26 protein-coding genes are annotated in these 25,032 nt (G+C 37.1%); 15 read left to right on the top strand and 11 right to left on the bottom strand.

The window, feature by feature from the left end:
- The first annotated feature begins 5 nt into the window (after window positions 1-5).
- Window positions 6-1,736 carry an ABC transporter ATP-binding protein gene (locus ABLB96_RS12460; protein WP_348897138.1) on the top strand — a complete coding sequence of 577 codons (1,731 nt, stop codon included), beginning with the start codon at window positions 6-8 and terminating at the stop codon, window positions 1,734-1,736.
- Between the two features lie 108 nt (window positions 1,737-1,844).
- Window positions 1,845-2,504, top strand: coding sequence for an SOS response-associated peptidase family protein (locus ABLB96_RS12455; protein ID WP_348897137.1), 660 nt, complete (start codon window positions 1,845-1,847; stop codon window positions 2,502-2,504).
- 55 nt (window positions 2,505-2,559) lie between these two features.
- On the opposite strand, the gene ABLB96_RS12450 is transcribed toward ABLB96_RS12455, so the two are convergent.
- Window positions 2,560-2,928: a hypothetical protein gene (locus tag ABLB96_RS12450; protein WP_348897135.1), complete on the bottom strand. Its 369-nt coding sequence runs from the start codon at window positions 2,926-2,928 to the stop codon at window positions 2,560-2,562.
- A 307-nt stretch (window positions 2,929-3,235) separates the two neighbouring features.
- Here ABLB96_RS12450 and ABLB96_RS12445 point away from each other — a divergent pair, with 307 nt between their 5' ends.
- The gene (locus ABLB96_RS12445; RefSeq protein ID WP_348897134.1) at window positions 3,236-4,093 is read left to right on the top strand and encodes a 3'(2'),5'-bisphosphate nucleotidase CysQ; all 858 of its coding nucleotides are present in this window, start codon (window positions 3,236-3,238) and stop codon (window positions 4,091-4,093) included.
- A 57-nt stretch (window positions 4,094-4,150) separates the two neighbouring features.
- Window positions 4,151-4,885 (top strand): phosphoglycerate mutase family protein, encoded by a 735-nt coding sequence (locus ABLB96_RS12440; protein ID WP_348897133.1) that lies wholly within the window; start codon window positions 4,151-4,153, stop codon window positions 4,883-4,885.
- A gap of 55 nt (window positions 4,886-4,940) precedes the next feature.
- On the opposite strand, the gene rpsT is transcribed toward ABLB96_RS12440, so the two are convergent.
- Window positions 4,941-5,207 carry a 30S ribosomal protein S20 gene (rpsT, locus tag ABLB96_RS12435; protein ID WP_002117906.1) on the bottom strand — a complete coding sequence of 89 codons (267 nt, stop codon included), beginning with the start codon at window positions 5,205-5,207 and terminating at the stop codon, window positions 4,941-4,943.
- Between the two features lie 212 nt (window positions 5,208-5,419).
- Between rpsT and ABLB96_RS12430 the strand changes: the two genes are divergently transcribed.
- The 8 genes from ABLB96_RS12430 to ABLB96_RS12395 all read left to right on the top strand — a co-directional run bounded on the left by ABLB96_RS12430 (window position 5,420) and on the right by ABLB96_RS12395 (window position 14,668).
- Complete coding sequence (locus ABLB96_RS12430; protein WP_348897132.1) at window positions 5,420-6,085, top strand: NAD(P)H-binding protein; 666 nt, start codon at window positions 5,420-5,422, stop codon at window positions 6,083-6,085.
- A 12-nt stretch (window positions 6,086-6,097) separates the two neighbouring features.
- Window positions 6,098-6,604 carry a ribonuclease E activity regulator RraA gene (gene rraA / locus ABLB96_RS12425; RefSeq protein ID WP_348897131.1) on the top strand — a complete coding sequence of 169 codons (507 nt, stop codon included), beginning with the start codon at window positions 6,098-6,100 and terminating at the stop codon, window positions 6,602-6,604.
- A 25-nt stretch (window positions 6,605-6,629) separates the two neighbouring features.
- A complete protein-coding gene (locus tag ABLB96_RS12420; RefSeq protein ID WP_348897129.1) occupies window positions 6,630-7,409 on the top strand; it encodes a glutathione S-transferase N-terminal domain-containing protein in 780 nt (259 codons plus the stop codon).
- Between the two features lie 144 nt (window positions 7,410-7,553).
- The gene (locus ABLB96_RS12415; protein WP_348897144.1) at window positions 7,554-8,486 is read left to right on the top strand and encodes a Dyp-type peroxidase; all 933 of its coding nucleotides are present in this window, start codon (window positions 7,554-7,556) and stop codon (window positions 8,484-8,486) included.
- 78 nt (window positions 8,487-8,564) lie between these two features.
- On the top strand, window positions 8,565-8,921 hold the full coding sequence (locus tag ABLB96_RS12410) for a hypothetical protein (protein WP_348897128.1): 357 nt from the start codon (window positions 8,565-8,567) through the stop codon (window positions 8,919-8,921).
- Between the two features lie 134 nt (window positions 8,922-9,055).
- Entirely contained in the window at window positions 9,056-12,517 is a 3,462-nt protein-coding gene (gene mfd, locus ABLB96_RS12405) for a transcription-repair coupling factor (protein ID WP_348897126.1), read from the top strand.
- Window positions 12,518-12,717: 200 nt separating this feature from the next.
- Complete coding sequence (locus tag ABLB96_RS12400) at window positions 12,718-13,152, top strand: HIT domain-containing protein (RefSeq protein WP_348897125.1); 435 nt, start codon at window positions 12,718-12,720, stop codon at window positions 13,150-13,152.
- Between the two features lie 52 nt (window positions 13,153-13,204).
- Window positions 13,205-14,668, top strand: coding sequence for an adenylate/guanylate cyclase domain-containing protein (locus ABLB96_RS12395; protein WP_348897123.1), 1,464 nt, complete (start codon window positions 13,205-13,207; stop codon window positions 14,666-14,668).
- A 56-nt stretch (window positions 14,669-14,724) separates the two neighbouring features.
- On the opposite strand, the gene fdx is transcribed toward ABLB96_RS12395, so the two are convergent.
- From fdx to ABLB96_RS12355, 8 genes are all read right to left on the bottom strand, one after another.
- Window positions 14,725-15,063: an ISC system 2Fe-2S type ferredoxin gene (gene fdx, locus ABLB96_RS12390; RefSeq protein ID WP_174744058.1), complete on the bottom strand. Its 339-nt coding sequence runs from the start codon at window positions 15,061-15,063 to the stop codon at window positions 14,725-14,727.
- An 18-nt stretch (window positions 15,064-15,081) separates the two neighbouring features.
- Entirely contained in the window at window positions 15,082-16,941 is a 1,860-nt protein-coding gene (gene hscA / locus ABLB96_RS12385) for a Fe-S protein assembly chaperone HscA (RefSeq protein ID WP_348897122.1), read from the bottom strand.
- Between the two features lie 38 nt (window positions 16,942-16,979).
- On the bottom strand, window positions 16,980-17,498 hold the full coding sequence (hscB, locus tag ABLB96_RS12380; RefSeq protein ID WP_348897121.1) for a Fe-S protein assembly co-chaperone HscB: 519 nt from the start codon (window positions 17,496-17,498) through the stop codon (window positions 16,980-16,982).
- A gap of 84 nt (window positions 17,499-17,582) precedes the next feature.
- On the bottom strand, window positions 17,583-17,903 hold the full coding sequence (gene iscA / locus ABLB96_RS12375) for an iron-sulfur cluster assembly protein IscA (RefSeq protein WP_348897120.1): 321 nt from the start codon (window positions 17,901-17,903) through the stop codon (window positions 17,583-17,585).
- A gap of 30 nt (window positions 17,904-17,933) precedes the next feature.
- Window positions 17,934-18,320, bottom strand: coding sequence for a Fe-S cluster assembly scaffold IscU (gene iscU, locus ABLB96_RS12370; protein WP_000331713.1), 387 nt, complete (start codon window positions 18,318-18,320; stop codon window positions 17,934-17,936).
- Between the two features lie 66 nt (window positions 18,321-18,386).
- On the bottom strand, window positions 18,387-19,604 hold the full coding sequence (locus tag ABLB96_RS12365) for an IscS subfamily cysteine desulfurase (protein ID WP_004701914.1): 1,218 nt from the start codon (window positions 19,602-19,604) through the stop codon (window positions 18,387-18,389).
- A 1-nt stretch (window position 19,605) separates the two neighbouring features.
- Entirely contained in the window at window positions 19,606-20,079 is a 474-nt protein-coding gene (locus ABLB96_RS12360; RefSeq protein ID WP_002050146.1) for an Rrf2 family transcriptional regulator, read from the bottom strand.
- Between the two features lie 110 nt (window positions 20,080-20,189).
- Entirely contained in the window at window positions 20,190-20,834 is a 645-nt protein-coding gene (locus ABLB96_RS12355) for a hypothetical protein (protein WP_348897119.1), read from the bottom strand.
- A 210-nt stretch (window positions 20,835-21,044) separates the two neighbouring features.
- On the opposite strand from ABLB96_RS12355, the gene ABLB96_RS12350 reads away from it, so the two are divergent.
- The 3 genes from ABLB96_RS12350 to ABLB96_RS12340 all read left to right on the top strand — a co-directional run bounded on the left by ABLB96_RS12350 (window position 21,045) and on the right by ABLB96_RS12340 (window position 23,938).
- Window positions 21,045-21,500: a phasin family protein gene (locus ABLB96_RS12350; protein WP_272346916.1), complete on the top strand. Its 456-nt coding sequence runs from the start codon at window positions 21,045-21,047 to the stop codon at window positions 21,498-21,500.
- 169 nt (window positions 21,501-21,669) lie between these two features.
- Entirely contained in the window at window positions 21,670-21,942 is a 273-nt protein-coding gene (locus ABLB96_RS12345; RefSeq protein ID WP_001043034.1) for an HU family DNA-binding protein, read from the top strand.
- A 130-nt stretch (window positions 21,943-22,072) separates the two neighbouring features.
- On the top strand, window positions 22,073-23,938 hold the full coding sequence (locus ABLB96_RS12340) for a SurA N-terminal domain-containing protein (protein WP_348897118.1): 1,866 nt from the start codon (window positions 22,073-22,075) through the stop codon (window positions 23,936-23,938).
- Between the two features lie 36 nt (window positions 23,939-23,974).
- On the opposite strand, the gene ABLB96_RS12335 is transcribed toward ABLB96_RS12340, so the two are convergent.
- Window positions 23,975-24,943, bottom strand: a complete 969-nt coding sequence (locus ABLB96_RS12335; protein ID WP_348897117.1) for an AraC family transcriptional regulator — start codon at window positions 24,941-24,943, stop codon at window positions 23,975-23,977.
- Window positions 24,944-25,032: the final 89 nt, after the last annotated feature.

Genomic DNA, 25,032 nt, shown 5'->3' with positions numbered 1-25,032 from the left:
CGCTAATGTCAGAACAACAAAAAAGTGTTCCATTACTCCATATTGAAAACTTACGAGTAAGCTTTAAAGGTGAAGATAAGCAGTATATCGAAACTATAAAAGGAATTTCTTTTGATATTCCCGCGAATACGACTGTTGCTTTAGTCGGTGAATCCGGTAGTGGTAAATCAGTCACTTCTTTAGCCACGATGGGTTTACTGCCTGTAGGCCAAAGTAAAATTGATGAAAAAAGTAAGATTGTTTTTGAAGGGCAAGATTTACTAAGCTTATCTCGTAAAGAGATGCGAAAAATCTGCGGTAAAGATATTGCCATGATTTTTCAGGAACCCATGTCATCATTAAATCCTGTTTTTACGGTTGGCACCCAAATTGCAGAAGTCTTGTGCTTACATATGGGCATGAGCCGTAAACAGGCTCGTCAACGTGTTTTAGAGTTACTCAAAGAAGTAGGTATACCTTCACCGGAAACTAAGATTGATGCCTATCCTAACCAGCTTTCTGGTGGTCAGCAGCAACGTGTCATGATTGCAATGGCGATTGCTTGTGAACCTAAGTTACTCATTGCCGATGAACCAACTACAGCACTTGATGTCACGATTCAAAAACAAATTATTGATTTACTTGAGTCATTGCGTAAGCGCCGTCAAATGTCGATGCTTTTTATTACGCATGATTTGGCCTTAGTGGGTGAAATTGCAGACCAAGTCATTGTGATGCGTCATGGTGAAATTCGAGAGCAAGGTCTTGCTGAACAAGTTCTAGAACAACCTAAAGATGTATATACCCGAGCGTTATTATACTGTCGTCCTCAAATGTCACAGCGACCTTATCGTTTACCTGTAACCAGCGATTTTATGCGTCAAGAAGATAATGTATTGGTAGAGCAAAGCTTTGATGCTTCAGAAATTCCACAGCGTAAACGCGGTTTAAATGGCAATGAGCAAATTATTTTAGAAGTAAAAGATCTTAAAAAAAGCTTTTATAGTCGTAAAGGATTATTTGGCAAAGAAGAGTTTCAGGCAGTAAAAGGTGTGTCTTTTAAACTTGCTAAAGGAAAAACACTTGGCTTGGTGGGAGAATCAGGCTCAGGTAAAACTACTGTGGGCTTGTTGCTCATGCGTTTACATGAAGCAACAGGTGGGGAAGCCTTTATTAAAGGTAAAGACATTCTTTCATTAACTGAAAAAGAATTTGCTAAATATCAGCGGAAAATTCAGATCATTTTTCAGAACCCGTATGCTTCACTGAATCCACGTTTTACTATTGGACAGATTTTATTGGAACCTATGCAAATTCATGGCATAGGTAAAGATGATGCTGAGCGTAAGCAAATTGCACTTGGGTTACTTGAGAGAGTCAATTTGCCTGAACAAGCGTATTATCGATACCCCCATGAGTTCTCGGGTGGGCAGCGTCAGCGTATTGCGATTGCACGCTGTTTAACGCTAAAGCCTGAAATTTTGATTTGTGATGAGTCTGTTTCGGCTTTAGATGTTTCGGTACAGGCGCAAGTACTTAATTTATTACAAGACTTACAAGATGAGTTTGGACTTAGCTATATTTTTATTTCTCATGATTTATCGGTTGTGAAATATATCTCTGATCAAGTCATGGTCATGAATCATGGGGAGGTTGTGGAAATTGGCAATTCGGATGAACTCTATGCACATCCTCAACATGATTATACTAAACGTCTATTGCAGGCGATTCCGCAAGGGCTTCAACACGTTTCATAAGCGTAAAGTTGTGTCGTTAAAGGCACTTTCGAGTGCCTTTTTATTTGGTTTGTAGGGTAAATACTTATAAAATAAGGTATGGGAAATTAGAGTATCTTTAATCTTACTATGTGTGCCAACTTTAAGCCTTTAACGCTAGCTCAATTACAGCAACTTAAGTTACCTATGGTTGGGTTTAGCTATGCCGAAGAGGTTTATCCTGCTGGAACAACGCCATTACTATTCAAATCTCCACAAGGGCTTGAGTGGCGGGAAGTGATGTTTGGGTTGGTTCCAAAATGGGCTGAAGATACAAATATAGCAAAACATACTTATAACGCCCGTCATGAAACGATTTTCCAAAAACCGAGTTTTCAAGAAGCTGCTCTTAAATGTAAGTTCGGTGTAATCCCTGTGACTGAGTTTTATGAAAGTAAATATATAAATGATAAGCCAGAGCGGTGGGGTGTGCGCCGTAAGGATGGGCAAGCTTTTTTCATTGCTGCAATCTATGAAATTTGCAAAATGAATGAAAATATTATCCGTTCAGCAAGCATGTTAACTATGGATGCTATAGACCATCCCATGATGAAGGATTTTCATGAACCGGGCGATGTCAAAAGATCGGTGATTGTGATTCCACATGACCGTTTAGATGAATGGCTAAGTTTAGAAACGCCCGATATTTCAAGCTTTATTGAAGGTTTTCCTGTTGAGGAGTTTGAGTGCTTACATGTACCTAAAGAGAAAATTCTAAAACCTACACCTCAATTAAGCATGTTTGAATAAATACAGTCTGGTTAGGTTATTGGCCTTCATTTTTTAGCCAATAACCTTTTTATATTTATTCAATATTTTTACTTAAAGTTTGTACTTGAGTGTCTTGTGCTAAATAAGCCAGTTCAATCGGTGAAATCACAAAAGTTGAATTATCTGAGGTTTGTTTAAAGACAAAGCCATATTCAAACGATTGAGTATTTTTACTTGGTAACCAAAATAGATAAGGACAGCCTGTATAACTACCATCCCAGCCCATTTCTTTGGCTAAGGCCAAAGCTGTATCTGATTTAGCAATAATTTCTTTAAGTGATTCTTTGTCTCGTTGAGAGACGTCACCATCATCATCTGCAAATGTTTGTAAAAACTCATTTAATGGTGTTAAGTCTTCCCAGTTATTTTCGATTGTTGAGAAGTGATATCCATATAGCATCATATTTAATCTTCCATTTTGTTATTGTGCTATTGAACATAGCAAGAAATGTGTGAAAAGGAAATGGTTGAAGTTGCTTTAAGTTGTTTATTTTTCATAAGTTATAGCTAGTTTCTATACAAAAAATAACGTTATTTTCTTCTAAGTGATAAGCACCTACCCAGTTAAAATATAAGAACTCAGCTTTTAAAGGAATAATAGGATTCTTAATGAGAGTTAAAGTATTCTTATAAAGATACTAGACTGTTGGTGAATACTGAATTTGTCATAATTCACTTATAATGAAAAGGAAAGTAAATAGAGCTTATTTATGTTTATAACAACAACACGCCCCACAGATCCCCTGATTGAACAACTGCTACCTATCTTGGAAGAGGCTAGCCAGATCCTATTACAAGAATATCAGAGCTACTCGGCTGGATATGAATTTACTATTCAAGAAAAACATGACGATTCACCTGTAACCCAAGCAGATTTAAAGGTAAATAGTTTCTTATTAAATCGCCTTGCACAGATTACACCTGAGTTGCCAGTTTTATCAGAAGAAAGTGACTATAGCGCTCGCCATGATTGGACGTCTTGCTGGATGCTAGATCCGCTTGATGGCACAAAAGAGTTTATACATGAACGAGATGAGTTCACGATAAATTTGAGTCTGATTGAAGGGCATGAAACCGTTTTCTCGGTGATCGTTGTGCCTTGTGAACAGGTTGTTTATTTGGGGTATTTAAAAGATTTACCCTTTAAATATAGCTTTAGTCAACAACAATGGTATCAATATCAAAAAACACCTTACTCCACACAAGCACCAGTCCAAATTGGTTTAAGCCATAGTAGTAAAAACCCGAAATATCAAAAATTTATTCAACCTATTGAAAAGAGTCGTACGGTGATTCGCCGTGAAGCAGGTAGTGCTTATAAATTTTGTATGATGCTAGAAGGTGAGATTGATATTTATCCTAGATTTCATCCTACATCTGAATGGGATACAAGTTCGGGTCAGGGGTTATTGGAAAGTATAGGAGGCGGTTTACTTACCTTAAAAGGTAGCCCTTTTGAATATAATCAAAGAGATACTGTATTAAATGGCGGCTTTATCGCATTTCGTGATCAAGAAAGCAAAAAAATAGCATTTGAAGCTTTGGCTCAATCAGGTGTTTTGGATTGAGAGTTATGGTAGACATGTTATAGTGGCAAAGTATTGAGAAAAGACGAAAAGATAAAAATGGCACTCGATTTATTGCCTAAAAGCATGTTTGAAGCAATTGATTTATTGCCTGATGCTTCAACCCCAGTCACGCTTTTTACACGACACTCTTTAAGAGAGTTAGTCGATGGGCAAGGTTTGGCAGGATATGATCTTCAACTGACTCCAGAAGGTCGTGAGCTTGCAGAGGCTTGGGGAAGCTATTTAATTAAAAATACGGATCGTGTGATTCAGCACTGCATTTCTAGCCCAATTCAACGTTGTGTAGATACTGCCGCGCTTATGATTGAAGGCGCAGATGGAGTGAGCCCTCAATCTAATACACATACAATAGAAATCGTAGAACAGGGTTTGTTGGTTGAGCCTGGTAGTTTTGTACTCGATATTCAACAGGCCGCGCCTTATTTTCGCAAACAGGGAGCGCTCGGTTTTATTAATAGTTTTGTGAATAATGCTTTGCCTGGCATGAAACATCCAATTACAGGCGTTTTAGATGTTCTAGAGCTGATTTATCGAACTCATCCTAAAACTAAAAGTGGGCTAAGTTTAGCGGTAAGTCACGACACGATTATTGCTGCTATTGTCGCTGTAATTTCGGGTAATAATCAGATACAAAAAGCTGATTGGCCTGAAATGATGGAAGGTCTATTTGTGTGGTTTGAAGGTGATGAGTTTCCAAATTGTAAATTAAAGTGGATTTGGAGAAGTGAAGCTTACGAACTAGATGTATCTAAGTTTCATAAAGAACAATAAGCAAAAATATAGACAATAAAAAAAGCCCGATTGGGCTTTTTTTACATACTTCAAATTAGTTAGCTAACGCTTTAACTTGAGCATTTAAACGGCTCTTATGACGAGCAGCTTTATTTTTGTGGATGATGCCTTTATCAGCCATGCGGTCGATTACAGGAACAGCTTTTTTATAAGCTTCTGTAGCAACTGCATAATCACCACCAGCGATTGCACTTAAAGTACGCTTGATGTAAGTACGAACCATAGAACGCAAGCTTGCGTTGTGTTTACGCGCTGTTACGTTTTGGCGCGCACGTTTTTTAGCTTGAGCAGAGTTTGCCACTCTTGCACTCCTTGAAAATAAGTTGGTCTGGGCGGGCTGTGGTCAATCCAGTAAACTGGTGTAACCATCACCAGCCCGTAAACAAGTGCCATATTGTGATGAATCAATACCGTGAAGTCAAGCCTTGCGAGCATTTTAAGCGGTTTTAGGGGCTGCTAAAACCGTAAGAAAAGGTTAAATTTGAAACAAACTTAAAGAGGGTTGGATAAAAAATGACTATAAGCGCAAAAAAAGCAATTATAATTGGTGCTTCAGGACTTGTTGGTTTAGCGCTAGTTGAACAACTTGAGCAAACACCAGAATTTGAAGCAATAACCGTGGTGGTAAGAAAAGAATCACAACTATTTAATACTTATAAGAAAGTTACTCAGTTGGTTGTAGAAGATTTTTTATTGCTTAATGATGAAGATGTAAATGACCACACTCATGCATTTAGTTGCTTAGGGACAACATTAAAAATCGCAGGTTCAAAACAGGGCTTTTATGCAGTTGACTATGAAATAAATGCTCATTTTGCAGATTTGATCCAAGACAAACATATTCATTTTTTAATTGTGAGTGCTCTTGGGGCAAATGCTCATTCACCCATTTTCTACAATAAAGTAAAAGGACAGTTAGAAGACTATCTTCAAAGTTTAGATATTGAAAAATTGTCTATTTTTAGACCTTCGTTATTAATTGGTAAGCGTAGTGATGTACGTTTTATTGAAGACCTAGGACAAAGCTTATTTAAGTTTATTGAAAATAAATGGAATAAACCTTTCAAATATAAGCCTGTTACAGCTGAGCAATTGGCTCATACTATGGTCGTAGCGGCGCTAACGCAAATTGAAGCCTTTAAACGATATGATAATCTGAGCATACAACAAACTCGATAAGGGAGAATAAAAGTGTCGACAGTACCATTTGTAACATGTGATTTATTAGATGATAACCCGGAAAAAGATTTACAGGTGGTCACACCATCCATGGATGGAAAGTTTTTTAAAAGTTATGGTGCACGTCAAACTTTTGGTGGACAGGTTGTAACTGTAAAGTGCTTTGAAGATAACTCGCGTGTAAAAGAGTTATTAGCAACAGAAGGTACAGGTAAAGTTTTAGTAGTGGATGGTGGTGCTTCAATGCGCTGCGCACTTATGGGAGATATGATTGCGGAATCGGCAGTTAAAAATAACTGGAGTGGTGTGGTTATTTACGGCTGTGTAAGAGATGTTGATGCACTTGCAACCTTAGATTTAGGTGTACATGCATTGGCTGCAATTCCACAAAAAAGTAATCGTAAGGGCATTGGTGAAGTAGATATTCCTTTGTATTTTGGTGGAGTCACAATTCAATCTGGCGATTTTATCTATGCAGATAACAATGGAATCGTGATTGCAAAAGAAAAATTAGTCTAGTTCCACAATATAAAGGAAAGTGTTAATGGTGAATCATCAAATTAAAGTACTACAAGCAGTTGCATCCGCAATTGCTCAAGGTGGTAGAGGGGTGACGGGTACAGCATTTCCTAATCAACCTGATAAAACTTTAAAGTTATATGAATTTGAAGGTTCACCATTTTGTCGTCGCGTTCGGGAAGTCATTACGCTTCTAAATCTGGATGTTGAAATTCATCCATGTCCTAAAGGAGGATTGAAATACCGCTCTATTGTCAAAGAAACAGGTGGTAAATTACAGTTTCCTTTTTTAGTTGATGAAAATACAGGTGATAAGCTATACGAATCACAAGAAATTATTCATCACTTATTTAAACACTATGGCAAAACTGGACAAACACCAGAGAAATTTTCACATTATCCTTCAAAGCCATATCTCGCAATTGCGGGTACTTTATTGAATGGTGCTCGTGGAGTTTGGATTAATAAGAAAATAGTAAATAGAGCTGCACCCAAGCAAAAACTTGAACTATGGAGCTTTGAAGCCAGCCCATATTCGAGAGTCGTAAGAAGTTTGCTATGTGAGCTTGAAATTCCTTATGTTTTACACAATGTGGCAAAGGAAAGATGGCAAGATCAAGGGCCAGCAATTCTTCGTTTAAAACCAGGCAAATATGTGCCTTTAAAAGGTGGAAAACGAGAAAAAATGTTGCCGATTATGCAAGGTAAAATGCAAGTGCCTTATTTAGTGGATCCAAATACTGGCGTTAAAATGTTTGAATCTGCCAAAATTGTAAAATACTTAAAAAAGCAATATGGCAGCTAAATATAAATTAGAAAAACTTACTAGAGATTGGGGAAACTCAGTCTCTTTTAAGAGATGAGAACAATAAGAAATCGTACGATAAAAACATGAATATGCTAAATTACTACCGTAAATTACCAAAATAAGGCCTGTTTTATGGAATGTATGAGAATTCAGCCTGTAACGAGTCATCCTGGAGAAAATGCATTATTTATTGTATTAGGATTAGCTCAAGGTGATTCTGTTGTAGAAAAAGTAAAAGATTTTGCTGCTAATTTTTCAGCACTAACTAGAAGTTTATCTAATCGTTATCCAGAAAGTAAATTTAATGCCACATTCGGTTTTAGCTCAAATGCATGGGATGTTTTATTTCCAGAGCAAGCAAAGCCTCAAGAATTAGAAACATTTCAAGAAATTAAAGGGCCAAAGTACACCGCTGTTTCAACACCAGGTGATTTATTTTTTCATATTCGAGCTGATCGACAAGCTTTGTGCTATGAGCTCGGAAGTATAATTAATGAAAAATTGGGCAATGTGACTTATCCAATTGATGAAGTACATGGTTTCCGTTATTTCGATGGACGTGCAATTATTGGTTTTGTTGATGGCACAGAAAACCCTGAACCTGTAATTGCTGCACAATGGGCTTTAGTGGGTAGTGAAGACCCAGACTTTGTAGGAGGGAGTTATGCTTTTATTCAAAAATATACGCATGACATGGAAAAATGGCGTGCATTAAGCGATGAAGAACAAGAAAAAGTGATTGGGCGTAAAAAGTTTAATGATATTGAACTTGGTGATGATGAAAAGCCTTTAACAGCACATAATGTAGTCAGTAAAGCTCACGATGCAGAAGGCAATGAACTAAAAATTATGCGTGCGAATATGCCTTTTGCCAATCCTTCAAAAAATGAATATGGTACTTTTTTTATTGGTTACTCACGTAAATTTAGCACAACACGCCAAATGCTTGAAAACATGTTCTTAGGAAATGAGCAGGGTAATCTTGATCGATTACTTGACTTTAGTACCGCGCAAACTGGAACATTATTCTTTGTGCCGACAGTAGATTTTCTTGATGATTTGGGCGATGACTAATCGTTAAGAATTAAGCTTAAGTGATGGAGGTATAGATTGCCTCCCTCACGTAAATTTAAATTAATATGATGTGATGAAATGTTTAAAAAGTTAACCCAGCTCTTTCAAAACTCAAAAGAAACACCTGAGCAAATTTATTTACAAGAAAATCAGTTACATTTTGATTTTGAACATGGGCCAATCATTAAAGATATGGTGATTAATGAAAAATGGTCAGAGCATCTTGAGTATTTTTCAAATCGCAAATTACAGAATTTTAATGATTTACGTAAATTATTTCTGATTACGCCACAAATTAATGAAAAAATCGATTTAGAGATTGCGACTCAACGATATGCTGAACGACTAGGTAATACGCAAGAAAAGTTACTTGAACTTAAAGCTGTCATCCAAGTATTAAACCAATATTATGTGATGTTTTTACGGGACAAATAAGCTCAAAGAATTATTCAATAACTCTAAAAAAGCATCATAAACTAGTAGCTTGATTTCAGAAAAATAACTCAATTCACTAAAAACATCATGCTACTATTAACCTCATATCTTTTTAGCTCATAAAAGCCATATACATGTTTCAACAAGAAATCTCTCAATTGAATTTGCAACAGCTCAAGGCAGGTGAAAAGCGTTGGGTGGGGTCGTTATTAGGTTCATCCGCAGCCTTATTATTTAAAGAAATTGTTAACCAGCATTCTTCTTTATTGGTTTTAGTCGCTCGAAATAACCAGCATGTTGCTCAATTAGAAAGTGAACTTGAATTTTATGGAATAAAACCGACTATTTTTCCCGATTGGGAAATTTTACCTTATGACCGCTTATCTCCTCATCAAGATATTGTGTCGGAACGTCTTGCCATTTTATCTAATATGCCACAGCAAGGTGTGTTACTGATTTCAGCGAGTACTTTAGCTCAAAGGGTCGCACCTTATTCATGGGTTCTAGGTGAGCACTTTGATATACGAGTGGGACAAAAATTTGATCTGGAACAACAAAAATTAAGATTGGTTCAGGCGGGCTATCACTTAGTAGACACAGTTTATGACCATGGTGAGTTTGCTGTGCGCGGTAGTATTATGGATATTTTTGCATCTGGGCAAGAAGCACCTATCCGTATAGACCTATTTGATGATGAAATTGATTCTTTGAAATTCTTTGATCCTGAAACGCAAAGAACAACCACAACACTTAAAAGTTTTACAGTTTTACCCGCCAAAGAATTTCCATTAAAAGAAGCGCGTTCTGTTTTTAGAGACCGGTATTCAGAATTTTTTCCTACAGCGAACCCTAAGAAAAATCCGATTTACCAAGATGTTTTGGATGGGATAGCTTCGCCAGGAATAGAATTTTATTTACCATTATTTTTTGATAAACAGCTCATGCAATCTCAAAGTATATTTACAACATACTTACCAAAGAATTGCATTGTAATTACAAATAATGATATTGATGCTGATTTAACAAATTTCTGGAAAGAAGTTATGCGTCGTTATGAAGACCGACGACATAATATGGACCAGCCCATTCTTCCTCCAGAAGAGTTATTTATTTCTCCAAATCATTTGCTCAGTGCTTTAAATCAATTTCCGCGCATGCTGGTAAGTGCAGAGGTTGTTGAGGAAAAAGCTGGTGCGCTTAATCTTAAAACTGAACAGCCCCCTAAATTACCGGTCGATCCAAAAAAAGAAAAACCATTTACCGCTGTAAAAAAATATATTGATGATGCAAATCACCCCGTTCTATTGGTTGCGGAAAGTGCTGGTCGTCGTGAAAGCTTAAAAGACGCGTTGCGTTCGAGTTTAGGTGAAATTCCAAGCGTTGAGAGTTTTGAGCAATTCAAAACGAGTCAATTTGCAATTGCGATTACTAATGCACCGCTAGATCGGGGCTTGCTGATAACCAACCAGTTAACCGTTATTTCAGAAAACCAACTTTACGAGCATCGTGTTGTACAGCGTCGTCGGAAACGTCAGCAAGAAGTTTCTGAAGAGTTTCTTATTCGCAGTTTAACCGAGTTAAGCATTGGTGCTCCGGTTGTACATATTGATCATGGTGTAGGGCGTTATGCTGGCTTAATTACTTTAGCGATTGAGGGGCAAGATTATGAGTTCTTGCAATTAGACTATGCTGAAGAAGCAAAAGTTTATGTTCCTGTAACTAATTTACATCTCATTAGCCGTTACAGTGGCGGTGACCCAGATTTAGCACCATTACATAAAATTGGGACTGATGCATGGAATAAAGCTAAACGTAAAGCTTTGGAACAAATCCATGATGTAGCGGCTGAACTTTTACATATTCAGGCACGTCGACAATCTAAACCAGGATTCCCTTTTGAATTAGATCAGTCGCTCTATATGCAATTTGTGAGTGGCTTTGCTTATGAAGAAACACTTGATCAAGCCAATGCAATTGAGGTGACTCTTTATGATATGCAGCAAGCAAAACCAATGGACAGATTGGTTTGTGGCGATGTGGGTTTTGGTAAAACAGAAGTAGCCATGCGTGCAGCATTTGTCGCAGTGCAAAATGGCAAACAGGTTGCTGTTTTAGTTCCTACTACTTTGCTTGCTCAACAGCATTATGAGTCTTTTAAAGATCGTTTTGCTGATTGGCCTGTACGTATCGAAGTGTTATCACGTTTTGGTTCAAATAAAACGCATGTGAAAAACATTGAAGATTTGGCAGATGGTAAAGTCGATATTGTGGTGGGGACGCATAAACTCTTACAAGAAAATGTCCAGTTTAAAGATTTGGGCTTAATGGTCGTCGATGAAGAGCATCGCTTTGGTGTGCGTGACAAAGAAAGAATTAAAGCACTGCGTGCTGATGTTGATATGTTGACACTTACTGCAACACCAATTCCTCGTACGCTTAATATGGCTTTTTCGGGTATGCGTGATTTATCCATCATTGCTACTCCACCAGCACGTCGTTTAGCCGTAAAAACTTTTGTACAAGAACATACAGATGCTTCAATCAAAGAAGCGATTTTGCGTGAGTTATTGCGTGGTGGGCAAGTTTACTTCTTACACAATGAAGTCGATACCATTGAAAGAGCTGCCGAAAATGTTCGTATTCTTGTACCAGAAGCTCGTGTCGCTGTAGCACATGGACAAATGCGTGAACGTGAACTAGAGCAAGTTATGCAGCAGTTCTATCACAAAGAATACAATGTCTTGGTATGCTCGACTATTATTGAAACGGGTATTGATGTTCCAAATGCCAATACAATTTTAATTGAGCGTGCTGATAAACTGGGTCTAGCTCAGTTACACCAGTTGCGTGGACGTGTAGGGCGTTCACACCATCAAGCTTATGCTTACTTATTAGTCCCTTCAATAAAACACTTAAAAGGTGATGCTGAAAAACGTCTGGATGCTATTCAACGTGCTTCTACTTTAGGTGCGGGCTTTATGCTTGCCACGGAAGATTTAGAAATTCGTGGTGCAGGTGAGTTGTTGGGTGAACAACAAAGCGGTTCAATGCAGGCAATAGGCTATAGTTTGTATATGGAAATGCTTGAGAAAGCGACTAAGGCCATTCAACAAGGTAAAACACCGAATTTTGATGCACCGCTATCTTTAACTGCTGAAATCAATTTACACATACCAGCACTTATTCCAGATGATTATTTAGGCGATGTTCACCAACGTTTATTATTTTATAAACGCATTAGTAATACAGATACTCAAGAAAAACTCGATAATATTCGAATGGAACTTATTGACCGTTTTGGCGTGCCGCCACAATCGGTTAAACATTTGTTTAGTGTTCACCAGATCCGCTTAAAAGCAGAACAATTGGGTATTACAAAAGTTGATATCAATACTCAAGGTGGAAACATTGAATTTTCACCAGATACCCCAGTTCAGGCCATTAGTATTATTCAGTTAATGCAAAAGAATCCAACATATTATCGGATGGAAGGTGGCCAACGTTTGAAGGTTATGGTTCAGCTCGAAGACTATGAAAAACGGATTCAATTTATCAATGATTTATTACAGAAATTGATGAGTGAGTTACATGCTTAAGATTTGTTTTTTTAGGCTGCGATAGTTAGCTCAGTAATTTGTAGTGATGTGATTGGATTTTATGCACAATTTATACCTTGAGATATGAATAAGTGCATAAAAACATTGTTATTTGTAAGCAAACGGGCTACTAATAATATTCACATCAAAACTGATGTGATAGTATTAGCCATTATTGTTTATTGTCATTTATAAAAGATATGTTTAGTTTGCATCCACAACTTGCTCAAGATACTTTTTTTGTAGGCGATTTTCCGCTTTCAACATGTCGTTTAATGAATGATATGCAATTTCCTTGGTTGATTTTAGTACCTCGTGTACCTGGAATCACGGAATTATATGAATTGAGTCAAGCTGACCAAGAACAATTTTTACGTGAATCAAGTTGGTTATCGAGCCAATTATCTCGCGTTTTTCGTGCTGACAAAATGAATGTGGCAGCTTTAGGTAATATGGTGCCTCAATTACATTTCCATCATGTTGTCCGCTATCAAAATGACGTAGTTTGGCCTAAACCAGTGTGGGGAACACCGGCTGTGCCATACACAAGTGATGTTTTGGCTCACATGCGTCAGACCCTTATGCTAGCTTTACGTGGTCAAGGTGATATGCCTTTTGATTGGCGCATGGACTAAATCAATGTTATGCCACATGCCAATGTGGCAACATTGAAATGTGGAGGATAGGGTGCAATTAGAGAGGTTTATAGATCGGGAACCTAAGCAGTTTGCATATTTTCATCGTTTGATGGGATATTCGATTCTGTCATTAATTTTAGTGATCTATGCCTTTACCTCACCTAATACTAATTATCAAATCTATATTCCACCTTTCTTCCTATTTTTACTTTTTGTTAGTTCTAAATTAGAACATTGGCTACAATATCAATTTGATAAGAAAACCCAAAAAAGTGTTTTTTTTGCTATAGATGCAATTGTGGTGGCGGTTACTCTGGCGGGAGTACACCTCAATCTTGTTCCCACATTTATTGCGCTTTTTGCTTTGTTTTACTCAGCAATTAATAGTCGTATTTCGTTTGCAGTAATTTGTTTAACAAGTCTGCTTGGTGCGATTATTTTCTATTTAAGCACTTTTTTCCTATTTGGTTTTCATCCATATTTTGAAGCCACAAGCCAAGAGTTAACGGTCATTACCTTACTTGGCTTGGTAATGTTTATCACCATTGGAAATTATTACCAACATCGTTGGGTTAAAAAGATTAGTCAGCAGCGTCAGCACTACTATGACCAAATGACGCGTTATATCGCTTTTGCTAATCAGTTAAGCCGTTATGCGCCATTACAATTATGGCAATCGATTATGCGTGGTGAGGCTGAGGCAAAAATTGAATATAAACGTAAAAAAATGACTGTGTTCTTTTCTGATATTCAGGGTTTTACTGAATTGTCGGAAACTTTAATCCCAGATGATTTAGCTTTCTTGCTTAATGACTATCTAAGTCATATGACTGAAATTGCGAAGCAATATGAGGCAACGGTCGATAAATTTATGGGAGATGCCATTCTCATATTTTTTGGAGATCCGAATTCGCAAGGGGTTGAACAAGATGCCAAATCTTGTGTAGAGATGGCAATTGCTATGCGTCAACAAATGAAATTGTTGCGTGAGCGCTGGAAAAAGATGGGATATTCAGCCTTACATATCCGTATGGGGATTAGTACAGGTTATTGCCACGTTGGGAACTATGGGGCAACACATCGTATGGCTTATACAATCGTAGGTCGTGATGTAAATTTAGCAGCACGTTTACAGTATGCTGCTGAAATCGATGAAATACTTATTTCGGATGATACTTATCAGCTCATTAAAAGTGATTTTCTATGTGCACCTAAAACACCAATCTATTTAAAGGGTATCCAAGGTGCAGTAAAAACATGGCAAGTCATGGAAAAATATACTGGCAACAAGTCAGATCATCAGCAATGGTTTGATTATGAATATAAAGGTTTCCATTTAGTATTGAACTTAGAAGAAGTACAGAACTACGAATATCCTGAATTAGTTGAAGTGCTTGAAAAAATGATTCAACGCATTAAAGTTCAACAAACCTTGGTGAATACTCATGGCGTTGCTCAGCTTAGACTCGAAGATGAGATTAAGCCAATAAATGTAGATCAAGAGCAAGATTAGATATAAATCACATCCATAAAAAAAGCTGCTAAAGCAGCTTTTTTTATTATTAGAAATTAATGATTTTCTGAAGCATGGTTAATAGTGTATTTCGGAATCTCAATTTCAAGATCTTCATCTACAATTTTAACCTGACATGAAAGACGAGAGTCAGGTTCTAGTCCCCAAGCACGATCTAAAAGATCGGCTTCAACATCATTCATTTCTTCTAAACTATCAAAACCTTTGCGAACAATTACGTGACAGGTTGTACATGCACAAGACATGTCACAAGCGTGTTCGATTTTGATTCCTTTGCTAAGCAAACTTTGGCAAAGATTTGCATTTTGTTCAACCTCAAATTCAGCGCCTTCTGGACAAATCTGAGCATGAGGAAGTACTTTAATACGTGGCATATTGATCACCTATACCTTTTAATTTGATTTTGACCAATCATCGAGCTTCGTGCCTTTTAAGGCATGGTCAATATGACGATTCATTCGTAGTGCTGCAAAAGCATCACTGTGTACTTTAAGCTGTTGAACTGCTTGCTCAATCGCTTGGATATCACTGCCTTCAAGTTGAGCTTTTAATGATTCTTTTGCAGAGTTGAGTGCTTCAAGCTGCTCTTCATCAAGTAAATCTGCATCTACCTTTAAAGCTTGTTCTAAAGCTTCAAGTTCACGTTCTGCTTCAACTTTAGTTTCCTTTAGATGACGAAGATTTTTGTCTTCTTCGGCATGTTGGAAACCTTCAATTAATAAGCGTTCAGTGTCTGCTTCAGATAAACCATAAGACGGTTTGATATCAATATGAGCTTGCACACCAGAAGTAGCTTCACGAGCAGAAACAGTGAGTAACCCATCTGCATCGACTTGGAAGGTGACTTCAATACGAGCTTGACCAGCAGTCATTGGAGGAATGCCATGAAGCACAAATCTACCTAATGAACGGCAATGTTCAACTAAATCACGTTCGCCTTGCACCACGTGAATTAACATAGCGGTTTGGCCATCTTGATAGGTCGTGAACTCTTGACGACGTGCAACAGGAATAGCTGTATTACGAGAGATTAGTCGCTCAACTAAACCTCCCATAGTCTCTAAACCAAGAGAAAGAGGGGTTACATCTAAAAGAAGCGAACCATCTTGGCTATTACCAATTAATTGGTTAGCAGTAATAGAAGCACCAATTGCTACAACTTCATCAGGGTTAATCGTGCAAAGAGGTTCTTGGTCAAAAACGTCACGTACTGCTTTTTGAACTGCATAAGAACGAGTAGAACCACCAACCAAAACAACATTTTGAATATCGGTTAACTCAAGTTTTGCATCACGTAGTACACGCTTGCAAACACTAATCGTTTTATCTAAAGCAATTTGAATAATGCTTTCAAAAGTTGGACGATCAAGAGTTAGTACATTTTCAAGTAGTTTTAATTCAACTGAATCTTGAGTTGATAATTGCTCTTTGGCTTGACGTGCAGCTACAATAAATACGGCATAATCTTCATTACTTAATACATCAAGATTAAGTTGTTTTTTTGCCCATTTTACGATGAGACGATCTAAATCATCACCACCTAAAGCCGTATGGCCACCGGTTGCTAAAACTTCAAATACACCTTGAGAAAAACGTAAGATTGATACGTCAAAAGTACCACCGCCTAAATCATAAATTACATAATTACGATCGGTTGCTAAATTACTTTCTTGATCTAATCCATAAGCTACCGCAGCGGCTGTAGGTTCATTTAATAAGCGTAATACGTTTAAGCCAGCAAGTTGAGCTGCATCACGAGTTGCTTGACGCTGAGCTTCATCAAAATAGGCAGGGACTGTAATCACAGCTCCATTAACAGGATTTTGTAAGCTGTCTTCAGCACGATCTTTTAATTGTTTTAAAATTTCTGCTGAAATTTCTACTGGTGTTTTGCGTCCAGCACGGGTTTCAAAAGCAGGCATTTCATTTTCTGAGCCTACTAATTCATAAGGGTGCTGAAACTTTATATCGGCTTTTGAACGTCCCATGAATCGTTTAACAGATACAATTGTATTTTTAGGATCTGCAATGATAAATGGTTTTGCTTCTTCACCATAATGAGTCGTATTTTCTCCATAATGAACAATAGAAGGGAGTAATCTTCTATTTTGAACATCATTGAGTACTTTAGGTTTGCCTGATAACACTGTCGCAACTAAAGAGTGTGTTGTTCCTAGGTCAATACCAATCGCAATGCGATGTTGGTGTGGGGCACTGGATTGACCCGGTTCAGCAATTTGCAAAAGTGCCATGAGTTAAATCCCTTGAAAATAAAGTAGAGAAAGCAAAATTAAAAATCATCATCTAAATCAAAGCTGTCTTCTTCATCTAACAGTTGATCTTCTGCTTTATCAATATCGTTTAAAACACGTTGAAAGAAACGTAATTTACGTACGGTATCACGTGCTTCTGCCCAATCTTCTTCGCTGTAATCGATTTTGAATTCACGGACCAAACCATCAATCCATTGCTGTACTTCTAACCTTAAAGTACGTAAATGTTCAGATGATGCAGCCTCATCAAGTTGTTCACGAAGTTCTAAAGCAGATTGTAGAAATTCAAAATCACTAATAGATTGATCAAGGTGATGATCTTGCTTTTTAAGAGCTAAAAGGTAAGCGGCACGGCTATCAACTTGTGAAAGCGTTTTAAAAGCTTGATTGATTTCACTTGATTTGATCAATGCTTGATCTTTATCTGAGGCTTTGTCTGGATGATATTGCTGCTGCAAACTCAAGAAACTTGATTTTAAGCTTGCCAAATCGATATCGAGTGCCACAGGTAAATTGAACAACTCAAAATGATTCATTAGAAATGGGGTCCACGTAAATTAAATACATTAAAACAGTGCTGTTAAAGACACTGTTTTAATGAGAAAAAGGAAAGGAGACGGTTAAACAGTGAATGACTCACCACAACCACATTCACCCTTTTTATTAGGATTGTTAAATTCGAACCCTTCGTTAAGGCCATTTTTAACATAGTCCATTTCTAAGCCTTCTAAATAAACTAGGCTTTTCGGATCTACAAAAACCTTAACGCCGAACTGTTCGAAAGTTTGATCATGTTCATCGATTTCATCTACGAATTCGAGCACATAAGCCAACCCAGAACAACCAGTAGTTTTCACACCAACGCGAATGCCTTCACCCTTACCTCGGTTCTTAAGGTAATTGCTAATATGAGTCGCAGCATTTTCAGTTAAATGAATCATGAAAACTCCAACGTTTATAATGGTAACAAATTAAACTTTTGATTTTTTACTACGATAATCTTCAATCGCAGCTTTAATCGCATCTTCAGCCAGTACAGAGCAGTGGACTTTTACTGGTGGAAGAGCTAACTCAGTTGCAATATCAATGTTTTTGATTGCCTGAGCTTCATCAAGCGTTTTACCTTTTAACCATTCAGTTACAAGAGAACTTGATGCGATTGCAGAACCACAACCATAAGTTTTAAAACGAGCTTCTTCGATTACACCGTTGTCATTTACTTGAATCTGTAAACGCATCACGTCGCCACATGCAGGTGCACCCACCATGCCTGTACCAACATTTTCAGAGTTTTTGTCTAAAACGCCAACATTACGTGGATTTTCGTAATGATCAATTACCTTTTCGCTATAAGCCATTTCGCTTCTCCAAACCTCGGGGTCAGCCTAATATTAATATGAGGGTTAAAACACTAATTTCAATAATTAGTGTTCTGCCCATTCAACTGTAGAAAGGTCGATGCCTTCTTTGTACATGTCCCAAAGCGGAGAAAGTTCACGTAATTTCTCAACAGCGGCTTTGGTAATTGTAAGCACGTGGTCAATGTCTTCTTCAGTTGTGTATTTACCAAAACTAAAGCGAATTGAGCTGTGTGCTAGCTCATCAGATAAACCTAATGCGCGAAGAACATATGAAGGTTCTAAAGTTGCAGAAGTACAAGCAGAACCACTTGATACAGCAGCATCTTTAAGAGACATCATTAAAGATTCACCTTCAACAAAGTTAAAGCTGACATTTAAATAGTTAGCAACGTTTTGAGTTGGGTGACCATTTAAGAAAACTTGTTCAAGATCTTGTAAGCCATTCCAAAGTTTGTCGCGGAGTTTACGAAGACGTTCTTGTTCTGCATGCATTGTTTTGCCTGCAATTTCAAAAGCTTCACCCATACCAACGATTTGGTGAGTCGCTAAAGTACCAGAACGCATACCACGCTCATGACCACCACCATGAATTTGTGCTTTTAAACGAACACGCGGGCTACGACGAACATATAATGCACCGATGCCTTTTGGTCCATAAATTTTATGAGCTGAGAAACTCATTAGGTCAATTTTCATAGTAGATAAGTCGATATCAACTTTACCAGCAGCTTGAGCTGCATCTACATGGAAAAATGTTTTGTTGGCACGTGTTAATTCACCAATCGCCGCTACATCTGTAACTGTACCAATTTCATTGTTTACCATCATAAGAGAAACAAGAATAGTATCTGGGCGAAGGGCAGCCTTAACCATCTCAGGAGTAATCAAACCTGTTTGTGGTTGTGGCTCTAAATAGGTAATTTCAAAACCTTGTTCTTCTAATTCACGACAAGGGTCTAGAACAGCTTTATGTTCAATTTTACTTGTAATGATATGTTTGCCTTTAGATGCATAGAATTGAGCTACACCTTTAAGAGCAAGGTTGTCAGACTCAGTTGCACCAGAAGTCCAAACGATTTCACGTGGATCAGCTTTAATTAAATTTGCGACTTGTTCACGTGCATATTCAACTTTTTCTTCTGCCTGCCAGCCATAAGCGTGGGAACGAGATGCAGCATTACCAAAGGTACCGTCGAAAGTTAAACACTCCATCATACGTTCTGCAACTTGCGGATCTACTGGAGTGGTTGCTGCGTAATCAAGATAAATTGGACGTTTCATATCAAATACCTGTACCCGATAAAAGAGCTGAATCTGTGCCAGTCACATTTTGGCGTAATGCAACAGTTTGAACGTTGTCTCGGCTAATGAGGTCGGCAAGAGTGATTTTAGCTAAATAGTCGGCAATATGATGAGAGAGTTCTTGCCATAAATCGTGAGTAAGACACATCGCTCCATTTTGGCAGTTACCTTTATGGTCACAACGTGTTGCATCAACAGTTTCATTTACGGCTTCAATGATTTCTAACACAGTAATTTCATCAGCGTTTCGAGCCAAATGGTAACCACCATTTGCACCACGAACACTAGAAACTAACCCATGACGCTTAAGTTTAGCGAACAACTGCTCTAAATAAGCAACTGAAATAGATTGGCGTGCGGCAATTTCGGCGAGCGTGATCGTTTGTTCAGTTGGCTGCAAAGCTAAATCAAGTAGAGCAGTCACTGCGTAGCGACCGCGAGTTGTAAGGCGCATGATTCGATACACATGTTAAGACTAGATAATAGGATTTTATGAATCCCGACTAAAATAGTCAAGTTTTTTTATTTTTAATTCAAGTGTAGGATCAAGATAGAAAAAATAAGTTAGGCTACCCACAAATTATATATGAAATAAGCAATAAATATTAGGCTAATTATACCAAAGCACAAGTTAATGTTTCGTTGACGCTTTTGTAGGCGCGCTAATCGATTTTGATACTGTTTAATTTCCACCTGTAGTGAATTTATTTCAGAACGTTGCTGATCAATTTTTTCAAGCAGTGGAGCAATTCTTTTATGTGAGGCAAGTGCTTCAGCTTCATCGCTTGTATTGAACCACTGTTTCCAGTCTGCTAATAGCTTAGGCAAAGTCAGGTGAGAAATTAAATCGATAAGTTCTTTTTTTGTTTTTGCATCCCCATCAATTCGCATGTTGTTTAGACTGCGTTGATTTGAAAAAGCAAAAATTTTAATAAGATCAATGAGGGTGCTATTAATTTCTAAATCAATACGACGATCATGTGAGTGGATATCGAATAAAAGACCTTTTTCAGTAAATTGCACATAAAAGTTAAAAAAGGGTAAATAACTGTTAATACGGATCGTTGTTTTATTTGAGATAAACTTTTTCGCTTGCAAGCGAAGCACACCATCGTGGGTGAGAATAAATGAGAAAAAAGTTTCTAAAATAATTAGAACAATATTCAGCAACAGACGGGGATGTTTTTGTCTTTGTTGCGTTTCACTCATAAAAGTTTATCCTTAAATATTAGAGATTAATTGAGGGATTGAGACATCCTATCTCAAACTTAACACAATGTCCTGTTAAATATATTTACATGACATGATTGTTTTGTAGAACAGTTTCATAAATGTATCAAGTCTTGACTTTGTTATTATAAGAATATTTTGTGGTTAAATAAGACTTAGTCTGTCTCATCCGATCAGGAGCTTAGATCAATGGATAATGCGAATATAGAAACACAAGCAGAAGAGCAAGGAGAAAAAAATAAATTAAAATCAAAAAGTTCTAGAAAATCTGCATTAGATTTTAGAAAGTATACCAAACAAATTTGGTTAGCGGGTCTGGGTGCTTTTTCTCGCGCTGAAGAAGAAGGGAACAAACTATTTGACTCTCTAGTCAAAGTAGGAGAAGAGCTAGAGTCTAAAACAGGTGATTTAGCAGATACAACTGTTGGTAAAGTAACCGAAAAAGCAAAAGAGTCAGTATCTGATACAAAAGATAAGGTTGAAAAGATTCTAGATACGAGTGTGAATCATTCTTTAAATCGAATTGGATTGGTTACACCAAAGGATTTACAGCACATCGAACAGCTTCTAGTTCAGTTGCATATTAAGGTTGATGCTTTAATTGAAGAAAATCAGAAATTGAAAGCAAAATTGAATGAAAAGTAAAAAAATGTAGGGATTTAGCAAATATATAACAGTTTTTTAGCATTTATTTTTGCTAAAAGCTCTGCTCTAGTATTGCGTTTTCCCCCAAAGCATTGCTATAAAGGCGTCATGGCCTTTTAAACTATAGCCTTGGACCTTAAACAAACGATATTAAGAGGATGTTTTATTCATGAATAAATCAGAATTAATCGATGCAATTGCTGAAAAAGGGGGAGTATCTAAGACTGATGCAGGCAAGGCACTCGATGCGACAATTGCGTCAATTACTGAAGCACTTAAAAAGGGTGACACAGTAACTTTAGTTGGTTTTGGTACTTTCAGTGTAAAAGAGCGTGCTGCACGTACTGGTCGTAACCCTAAAACTGGTGAAGAGCTTCAAATTAAAGCAACAAAAGTACCTAGCTTTAAAGCTGGTAAAGGTCTTAAAGATTCAGTTGCTTAATCTTTTAAGATGATTAAACGCGCCAATATAGGCGCGTTTTTTATTAAAAATCTGAATTGACCAATATTGCTCATTCATTCATTGTGGTTTTTCAGTTAAAATTCTCCCGAAATAAAATATTGGAATACTTATGGAATCGTTTCGTACAGTCATTAAGGGTTGGCTAGGCAAAGTCCTTTTAATTTTGTTTTTGACCCCTTTAGCGCTTGTAGGTATTAATGGATATTTTAATAGGGGAAACAAGGCAGATGTCGCAAAAACTGTAAATGGACAGGAGATATCAAAAAAAGACCTTGAAACTTTAACGCAAAGGTATAAAGAACAATATTTAGCTGCCGTAAAGGGTGATGAGAGTTTACTTAATTTACCTGTAATTCAAGCCAAAGCTCTTGATATATTGGTGTCTCGTAATTTACTTATTCAGCAAGCTGAAAAATTAGGTATTTCTTTAAGCGATGCTCAAATTGAGCAAATGTTATCGCAACAGCCGAGCTTGCAAGAAAATGGCCAGTTTTCACAAAAATTATATGAAAATTATTTGCGTTCGATCGGAATGACAAGCCAAGGGTTAATTGCGAGTTTGCGTCAAGATCATGCTTTAAAAATGTTGACTTCAACTTTCTCAGATTATGCTTTAGTAAGTAAAGTTGACGTAATGCAAATTGCGAATTTGCAAACCGAACAACGTACCTTGCACTTGTCTAGTATTAAGTTAGACGCTTATAAAGCGGGCTTAACAGCTTCTAATCAAGAAGCGACTGACTACTACAACAAGCATCAAAATGAGTTTAAGCAACCTGCTTCTGTTGATGTAGATTATGTTGTTTTATCTCCTTCTTTAATGACTAAGCCAGCACCAGCAACAGATGCCGAGCTTAAACAAGCGTATGCAAAGTTTGTAAAGACTCAGCAAAAAGATGCTAAACGTATAGTGAAGCATATTCTTATTACGACTGATGGTCGTGATGATGCAGCAGCTCAAAAACTTGCTAAAGATGTATATGCAAAAATTCAAGGTGGTCTTTCATTTGCACAGGCTGCATCTCAGTTCTCTGAAGATCCAAGTTCGAAAGCAAAAGGTGGCTTAGTTGAAGCATATGCACCTGGCGTTTTCTCTGATGCATTTGATAAAACTGTTTTAAGTTTGAAAAGTGGGCAAGTTTCACAGCCAGTAAAAACACAATATGGTTATCATATTATTGAGGCTGAAACTCAAGCTACCCAAATTCCTTCATTTGAAGCTGAAAAAGCACGTTTAACTGCTGAAGTTGAAAAGAATAAAGTTGCTAATATTTATTCAGATACTGTAAATAGTTTAAATGAAACGATTGTTGGTAATGATTCTTTAGATGCAGTTGTACAGCAAGTGAAAGGTACAAAAATTGAATCATTAAAAGGTGTAACTTTAGCCACTCAAAATCCACAATTAAGTGATCCTAACGTAAAAGTTAAATTGTTTAATGATGATGTAAAAAATGGCGATCGTAACGCTTCATCAAATATTCAATTAACGAATGGAGACACGGTTTGGATCAAAGTGCGTGATTATCATGCAGCTGGTGTTAAACCACTTGCTCAAGCGATGAATGAAGCAAAAGCTAAAGTTATTGATGAAAAGGCACGTAATGCAGCTCAAGCTAAAATTGCTACAATGTTGACTGAATTTAAAACTCAGCCAGCTGAACAAGTCGTAGCAAAAAATAAAGTTGCTTTTGAATCAGCGGGTGTATTTACTCGTTCACAAGGTTTAAAACGTGCGATTGAACGTGCTGCATTTAGTGTTCCTGTGCCAAAACCTGGTATGTGGTCTGTTACAACAGCGAACTTACCAAATGAGTTAGTCGTTGTTGCTGTTTCTAATGTAAATTCAGCTGCTGTAAACGCTATGCCAGCCGATCAATTACAGCAATTAAAACAGCTTTATCGTCAATCTCGTGGACAGCAAATACTCGAAGACTATAGTGAATATTTAAAGTCACACGCTAAAATCAAATAAAATTGAACGAATAAAAAAAGCGCTTCGGCGCTTTTTTTATTCCTGATCTAGACTAGTGCCAATATAGTTTTGTCTATATTGCTTAGGTGATAAATCAAATATTCTCTTAAATGCCTGACTAAATGCTGTTTCTGATGAATAGCCTACTTTATTTGAAATTTGTTGAATTGATAAATTACTTGTACGTAAATATTGGCTTGCTAAACGAAAGCGATAATGTTGCAAATAGGTGAGTGGTGGTTCACCAATAATACTATTAAAAAGATTGGCAAATTTAGAACGTGACATACAACATTGTTCCGCAAGTGATTCAACAGTCCAGTTTGCTTCTGGTTGGCTGTGAATTGCAGATAGGGCATTACTTAACTCAGGATGTGTTAAGGCTCCCAGCCAGTTTTGTTGATCAGACATTTGTTGAATATGATCACGAATACATTCAATTAAAAGAATACTGACTAAGTGATCAATAATTTTGTCATGTCCGGGTTGAATCTTTTGTGTTTCGACTGCTAAAAAATAAAGTCCGATTTGCAACCATTCAGGAGGAGTGGTTTGATTCTCTGGTTGAATATGCATGATAGATGGTAATGCATTAATAAGTGGTCCTGCCATATACGTGTCAACTTGACAGCGTAAGCAGAGCAATAATGTATTTTCAGATGCTGATGAACCTAATTCAATTGGATCTTGTCGATGCCCGATAAACAAAGGGGTAATATCGACAGGATCTATCAGTTTATTGGCAGTCGCTTTTGAATCTGTAGCATGATGAGCTTTTCCTGAAGGAATTAAAATAATATCCCCAGCTGTTGCTGTTATTTTTTCTGATGCATTCAGTTGTATATAGACAGAACCAGTTAAAACAATATAAGCAAGTAAAGCGGATTGATCTTGTGTTTTAAAAGCCCATTCATCTTGTGCTTTTATATAGATGTATTCAGACTTATTTAAGTGGATATCATCAAAAAATTTACTTAGTGCATCCATATTTATGTGATCAATCATTATTTTAATAAAATTATAGTGAGCTATAGAAATAGATCAACATGTGTTTTTAGGACAAAAAAGTGGAAGAAAATGCCAAAGACTTTGAC

It is taken from the genome of Acinetobacter sp. XH1741, assembly GCF_041021895.1.
Classification (GTDB): Bacteria; Pseudomonadota; Gammaproteobacteria; order Pseudomonadales; family Moraxellaceae; genus Acinetobacter.
This window is presented reverse-complemented; position numbering and strand designations above follow the sequence as displayed.